This window comes from Modestobacter caceresii (genome assembly GCF_000761485.1).
Classification (GTDB): Bacteria; Actinomycetota; Actinomycetes; order Mycobacteriales; family Geodermatophilaceae; genus Modestobacter; species Modestobacter caceresii.
Window position 1 is genome coordinate 21478 of record NZ_JPMX01000037.1, and the last position, 6000, is coordinate 27477.

At 73.6% G+C, this 6000-nt stretch carries 8 protein-coding genes; 4 read left to right on the forward strand and 4 right to left on the reverse strand.

Going from position 1 to position 6000, the window contains the following annotated elements; all coding sequences use genetic code 11:
- Window positions 1-110: 110 nt before the first annotated feature.
- Window positions 111-992, reverse strand: a complete 882-nt coding sequence (locus IN07_RS09505; RefSeq protein ID WP_036335428.1) for an alpha/beta fold hydrolase — start codon at window positions 990-992, stop codon at window positions 111-113.
- Window positions 993-1085: 93 nt separating this feature from the next.
- On the opposite strand from IN07_RS09505, the gene IN07_RS09510 reads away from it, so the two are divergent.
- Window positions 1086-1610, forward strand: coding sequence for a CGNR zinc finger domain-containing protein (locus IN07_RS09510; protein WP_036335429.1), 525 nt, complete (start codon window positions 1086-1088; stop codon window positions 1608-1610).
- Window positions 1611-1712: 102 nt separating this feature from the next.
- On the opposite strand, the gene IN07_RS09515 is transcribed toward IN07_RS09510, so the two are convergent.
- Window positions 1713-2276 (reverse strand): TetR/AcrR family transcriptional regulator, encoded by a 564-nt coding sequence (locus tag IN07_RS09515; protein WP_036335430.1) that lies wholly within the window; start codon window positions 2274-2276, stop codon window positions 1713-1715.
- Between the two features lie 89 nt (window positions 2277-2365).
- Here IN07_RS09515 and IN07_RS09520 point away from each other — a divergent pair, with 89 nt between their 5' ends.
- Complete coding sequence (locus IN07_RS09520; RefSeq protein WP_036335431.1) at window positions 2366-3394, forward strand: aldo/keto reductase; 1029 nt, start codon at window positions 2366-2368, stop codon at window positions 3392-3394.
- A 13-nt stretch (window positions 3395-3407) separates the two neighbouring features.
- On the opposite strand, the gene IN07_RS09525 is transcribed toward IN07_RS09520, so the two are convergent.
- Window positions 3408-3815 (reverse strand): RidA family protein, encoded by a 408-nt coding sequence (locus IN07_RS09525; protein WP_036335432.1) that lies wholly within the window; start codon window positions 3813-3815, stop codon window positions 3408-3410.
- 80 nt (window positions 3816-3895) lie between these two features.
- Here IN07_RS09525 and IN07_RS09530 point away from each other — a divergent pair, with 80 nt between their 5' ends.
- Complete coding sequence (locus IN07_RS09530; protein ID WP_036335433.1) at window positions 3896-4534, forward strand: TetR/AcrR family transcriptional regulator; 639 nt, start codon at window positions 3896-3898, stop codon at window positions 4532-4534.
- Here the strand turns inward: IN07_RS09530 and IN07_RS09535 are convergent.
- Window positions 4520-5236 carry a TetR/AcrR family transcriptional regulator gene (locus tag IN07_RS09535; RefSeq protein WP_036335434.1) on the reverse strand — a complete coding sequence of 239 codons (717 nt, stop codon included), beginning with the start codon at window positions 5234-5236 and terminating at the stop codon, window positions 4520-4522. The genes IN07_RS09530 and IN07_RS09535 overlap by 15 nt on opposite strands.
- A gap of 95 nt (window positions 5237-5331) precedes the next feature.
- On the opposite strand from IN07_RS09535, the gene IN07_RS09540 reads away from it, so the two are divergent.
- On the forward strand, window positions 5332-6000 hold a 669-nt coding region (locus IN07_RS09540; protein ID WP_036335435.1), incomplete at its 3' end, for a DUF2306 domain-containing protein.

A 6000-nucleotide genomic window follows, 5' to 3' on the forward strand; every position in this document is an offset into this window, starting at 1 on the left:
CACCTGCCGGGTGCCGGCGGACCGCCGGACCGGGCCGGACGTCGGGACCGGGCCGGTCCCCGGTGCTCAGAGCTTCGCGGTCAGGCCCCCGATCGGCGCCTGACCGGAGTTCAGGCCGCGGCAGCGCCGGCGAGCCGCCGGCCGAGGAAGTCGCGGAGCAGCCCGGCGACCTGGTCACCGGCGCTCTCCAGCAGGAAGTGACCGCCGTCCAGCAGGTGGACCTCCGCGTCGACGGCGTCGCTGGCGAAGCCGCGCGCCCCCTCCGGACCGAAGATCTCATCGCTCCTCCCCCACGCGGCGAGCACGGGCACCCGGCTGTCGTGGAGGTACTGGTGCAGCGCCGGGTACATCGGCGGGTTGGTGCGGTAGTCGCGGAACAGCGCCAGCTGGACGAGGTCGTTGCCGGGGCGCGACACCAGCGCGTGGTCGTGGTGCCAGGCGTCCGGGCTGACCACGGTCTCGTCCGCGACCCCGTGCAGGTACTGCCAGCGGATGGCATCGAGGCTCAGCGCGGTCCGGATCGCCGCCTCGGTCTCCGCGTTCGGGTCCCGCGCGTAGTCCCAGACCGGGGCCCAGAAGCTCTCGACGAAGCCGGCCTCGTAGCCGTTGCCGTTCTGGGTGACGATCGCGGTGATCGCCGCCGGGTCGCGCAGCGCGAGTCGCCAGCCGACCGGGGCGCCGTAGTCCTGTACGTAGATCGCGTACCGCGTCACGCTGAGCTCGTGCAGCAGGCCAGCGGTCAGGCCGGCCAGCGCGTCGAAGGTGTACTCGAACTCCGTGACCGGCGGTGCGTCGGACAGCCCGAACCCCAGCATGTCCGGCGCGATCACCCGGTACCGGTCGGCCAGCTGCGGGATCAGCCCACGGAACATGAACGAGCTGGTCGGATACCCGTGCAGCAGGACGACGACCGACGCGTCGGCCGGCCCCGCCTCTCGGTAGAACAGCTGCCGCCCGTCGACGACGGCGGTCCGGTGGTGGACGTGCGTCATGATGCCTAACCCCTCTGGCCGCGATTGGTGGTCAGGAAGATGGCAGGCGTCGGTGTAACCTGTCAACTACGCCAAGGGGGTTAGATGCACCAGATGGACCACTCGCCCGCCGACGAGACGTTCCTGCTCGAGCTGCTGAACACGACGCCGGTCGTCGACGGCGTCCAGCAGGACCTGCTGGACGGCGACCCCGGCCGGGCGTGGCTGCGCGACCGCGGTGGCGACGGCTCGGCGGCCGAGCAGCAGGCGACCCGCGCCGCCCGGGATGCGCTCCAGGCCGTCGCCCGCGGGGACGAGCCGGCCCGGTCGCTGACGCCACTGCTGTCCGACGTCCGCCTGGCGCCCGCGATCGGGGACGAGGGCATCCGCTGGAGCCCCACCGACGTGGCGCCGGCCCGGGGTCTCGCGGTGCGCGCCGTCCTGGCCTGGGACGCGGTGCAGCGCACCACCCCCGGGCGGCTCCGGCCGTGTGCCAACGACGAGTGCGCCCTGTTCCTCCTCGACCGCAGCAAGCCCAACCGGGCCCGCTGGTGCTCGATGGCCACCTGCGGCAACCGGATGAAGGCCCGCCGGCACCATGAGCGCACCCGCTCGGACGCCGCCGTCCCCGGCGCCTGACGGTTCGAGCCACAGCGACCGCCCCGGCCCTGGTGTCCGGCGCTCGGCCGCAGTGGTGCGACGCACACCCGGCCCACGTGCAGGGGAGGTGGCGGCCGGTCGTCAACTGATGCGCAGCCCGTCGAGCGCGGTCTGCAGGATCGGCCGCGAGTAGTCGAGGTCGCCGTGGATGGCACAGACGGCGATGACCATGTCCAGCACCTGCTCGATCGACAGGTCCGCGCGCACCTCACCGGCGTCCTGGGCTGCCGCGAGCAGCGGTCGGCCGGCGGCGATGACCCGCTCCCGACTGCGGTCCAGCACCGGACCGGGGCCCTCGTCCTGGGCCAGCAGCTCGACGGCGAGGTGGTGCTTGCTGGCGAAGAAGGCGGCGAACCGGTGCAGCCACCCGATCAGCGCGGCACCGGGCGCGCCACCACCGGCCGCCGCGGCGGCCGCGACCACGTCGTCAACCTGGTCCCGGTAGAGCGCCTCGAGGAGGTCCCGCCTCGCCGGGAAGTTGCGGTACAGCGTGGCCATCCCGACACCGGCGCGGCGGGCGATCTCGGCCATCGACAGCGGGGCACCCTTCTCGGCGAATCCGGCGCGGGCCGCCTCGAGGACCTTGTCGCGGTTGCGCTCGGCATCGGCCCGCCGGACGGGCGGGCGCGGCTTCTCGTCGGACATGGCTCCCCAAGTGGACAGGTTCTCCGGTACGGTAGTGGAGAGGCTGTCCACTACGGGCGGTCATCGTAACCAGCCACGAGGAGCCCGCCATGGAACAGCGACCCCTGGGACGGACCGGCATGTCCGTCAGCCAGCTCTGCCTCGGCGCGATGATGTTCGGCGCCGTCGGCAACCCCGACCCCGACGAGGGCGTGCGGATCGTCCACCGCGCGCTCGACGCCGGCATCACCTTCATCGACACCGCGGACGTCTACTCCGGCGGCGAGTCCGAGGAGGTGGTCGGCAAGGCGCTGGCCGGACGGCGCGACGGCGTCGTCCTCGCCACCAAGGTCGGCCTGCCGTTCGGACAGGACTCCAACCAGCGCGGCATGTCCCGGCGGTGGATCACCGAGGCCGTGGAGAACTCACTGCGCCGCCTCGGCACCGACTGGATCGACCTCTACCAGGTGCACCGCCTCGACCCGGACACCGACGTCGACGAGGCCCTCGGCGCGCTGTCCGACCTGGTGCACGCCGGCAAGATCCGCGCGTTCGGCGCCTCGACGGTGCCGGCCTCGGAGATCGTCGAGGCGCAGTGGACCGCCGAGCGCCGGGGCCGCGAGCGGTTCCGCACCGAGCAGCCGCCGTACTCGGTGCTCACCCGCGCCGTCGAGGTCGACGTCCTGCCCACCTGCCAGCGGTACGGGATGGGCGTGCTCAGCTACAGCCCGCTGGCCGGCGGCTGGCTGTCGGGCAAGTACCGGAAGGGCCAGGACGTCAGTGGCCCCGGTTCGGTGGGCCGGGCGCAGCGGTTCCCGGGCGTCTACGAAGCCGCGAACCCGGCCAACGCCGCCAAGCTCGACGCCGCCGACGCGCTGGGCGCGCTCGCCGACGAGGCCGGGCTGTCGCTGGTACAGCTGGCGGTGGCGTTCGTCGTCCGGCACCCGGCGGTCACCTCGGCGATCGTCGGACCGCGCACGATGGAGCACCTGGAGTCCTACCTGGCCGCCGACGGGGTCGAGCTCTCGGCCGACGTGCTCGACCGCATCGACGCGATCGTCCCGCCCGGGCACACGGTCAACGTCGGCGACAACATGTGGTCGACGCCCGCGCTGAGCCCCACCGCCCGCCGCCGGTAGCCAGTGGCCGGGGTCAGTCCAGGACGGCGGTGACCTCCACCTCGACGAGGAAGTCGGGGTCGAAGAGCACCGACACGCCGATCAGCGACGCCGGCGCGGCCGGGGTGACGCCCAGCTCCGCCGATGCCCGGGCCACCCCGTCGAGGAAGGCGGGCATCCTGTCCAGCGTCCAGTCGACGACGTAGACGGTCATCTTCGCGACGTCGGCGAAGGAGGCGCCGACCTCGGCCAGCGCGGTCCCGGCGTTGCGGTAGGCCTGCGCGACCTGGGCGGCGAAGTCGCCGACGCCGACCTTCTCCCCCGCGGCGTCGACGGCGACCTGTCCGGCGACGAAGACCATCCGCGAGCCGGTCGCCACCGAGACCTGGTGGTAGACGTCGGGGGCCGGCAGTCCGCTCGGGTTGACCAGGGTGATCGCCATGCTGACTCCTCATCCGCGCGGCCCGGCGGATCCGGGCTCGCGCTGAACATAGCAGCGTTATGGCATGTAGTGTCCAGCTCGTGGCCCGCCCGAAGGACCCGGCGGTCCGCACCCTGCTCATCGAGCGGGCAGCCGCGATGCTGCGGGCGCGCGAGCCGATCACCCTGCGCTCCCTGGTCGCCGGCACCGGGGTCTCGACGATGGCCGTCTACACGCACTTCGAGGGCATGGACGGTCTCTGGCAGGCGCTGCGCCAGGAGGGCTTCACCCGACTGGGCACCCGGCTCACGACCGTGCCGGTGTCCGACGACCCGGTCCGCGACCTCGCCGCCCTGGCCGCGGCCTACCTGGACAACGCCCTCACCCACCCCGACCTCTACCGGGTGATGTTCGACGCCAGCGTCGACCTGGAGGACCTGCCGGCCGCCGACGCCACCCTGGAGCACCTGGTCCAGGCCGCTCGCCGAGGCCGGGACGCCGGGCGGTTCCGTGCCGACGTCGTCCCGCTGGAGCTGGCCATCCAGAGCTGGACGATCGGCCACGGGCTGGTCTCGCTGGTCGCCACCGGACCGCTCCCGCGGGAGACCCTCGATCACGGCCCGTTCATGCTCCGCGCGCTGTTCACCGCCTGCGGCGACGACCCCGACCGCTGCCGCGCCTCGGTCGAGCAGGGTTGGCACCGGCCGGCCCCGGACGACGAGCGGTCACGCCCGGCCTGACGCCACCCCGCGCGCGGAGGTCCACCCCTGCACACGGAGCCGGTCGAAGCCGTCGAGCAGCAGGTCGAGGGCGAACTCGAACTCGAACTGCTCGTCGCAGCCGGTGCCCACGCCGGACAGGTCACCGCCGGCCGCCGCCACGGCGATCTCCAGGATGTGCGGGTACTCCTCGGCGAACCGCGCCGCCAGCGCCTGCTGCTCCTCGGCCGACGGCGGCGTGGTGGCGGCAACCGGCGGCTCGTCGAACAGCTCGGGGCTGAACCCCCAGATCCGGTTGCCCAGTGCGTGCATCACGTGGTGCGTCAGGTCGGCGGAGAACCCGCCGCGGCGGAACGTGCCGGCCAGCGAGTCCATGTAGCCGAGCACCGCCGGCGTCCGGTGCGTGCGCGACTCGATCGCCTGCCGGGCCCACGGGTGCCGCAGCACCGCCCGCCGTGCCGACAGCACCCGGGCGCGGACGCCGACCTGCCAGTCCAGCGCCGGGTCCGCCGGCTCGATCTCCCCGAGGACGACGTCGACCATCCCGTCGAGCAGCTGGTCCTTGTTCGCCACGTGCTTGTACAGCGCCATCGGGACGACCCCGAGCTCCTGGGCCAGCCGCCGCATGCTCACCGCGTCGATGCCCACCGCGTCGGCGAGCTCCACCGCGGCGCGCAGCACGCGATCGGTGCTCAGCGGCGCTCGCCGCCCCGGAGGAGCCATGCGCGGAACCTACCTCGTTGACAGGTGTACGGCGTACACCTAGCGTCCCGGTCATGAGGTGTACGCCGTACACCCATCGGTGAGAGGAGAGCGCCATGGCAACCAGCAGCGCGAGCAGGCGCCAGTGGTGGGTCGCCGCAGGGCTCGTCCTGCTCAGCCTGGTCCCGGTGCTCGCCGGGGCGGTCCGGGTCGCCGAGCTGGCCGGCGACCCGGCCGTGACCGCCGCCAACGCCCGGTTCGTCGCCTCACCGGGACCCGTCGTGGCGCACATCGTGAGCGCGACCCTGTACTCGCTGCTGGGGGCGTTCCAGTTCGTCCCCCACATCCGCCGCCGCCGGCCCGGGTGGCACCGAGCCGCGGGACGTGTCCTCGTCCCCGCCGGGCTCGTGGCGGCACTGTCCGGCCTGTGGATGACGCTGGTCTATGCACGACCACCGGCGGACGACGTGCTGCTGACCCCGATCCGGCTGTTCTTCGGCGTCGCGATGGCCGGCTGCATCGTGCTCGGCGTCCTCGCCATCCTGCGGCGGGACGTCCTGGCCCACCGCGCCTGGATGGCCCGCGGCTACGCGATCGGCCTCGGGGCCGGCACGCAGGTGCTCACCCACCTGCCCTGGGTGCTGCTGGGCGGCGAGCCCGGCGGCACCGGCCGGGTCGTGGCGATGCTGGCCGGCTGGGTGATCAACCTGGCCGTGGTCGAATGGGCGCTGCGACGCCGGGCGGCCGCGCCGCCCCGCGCGCCCCGCGCGCCCCGCGCGCCCCGC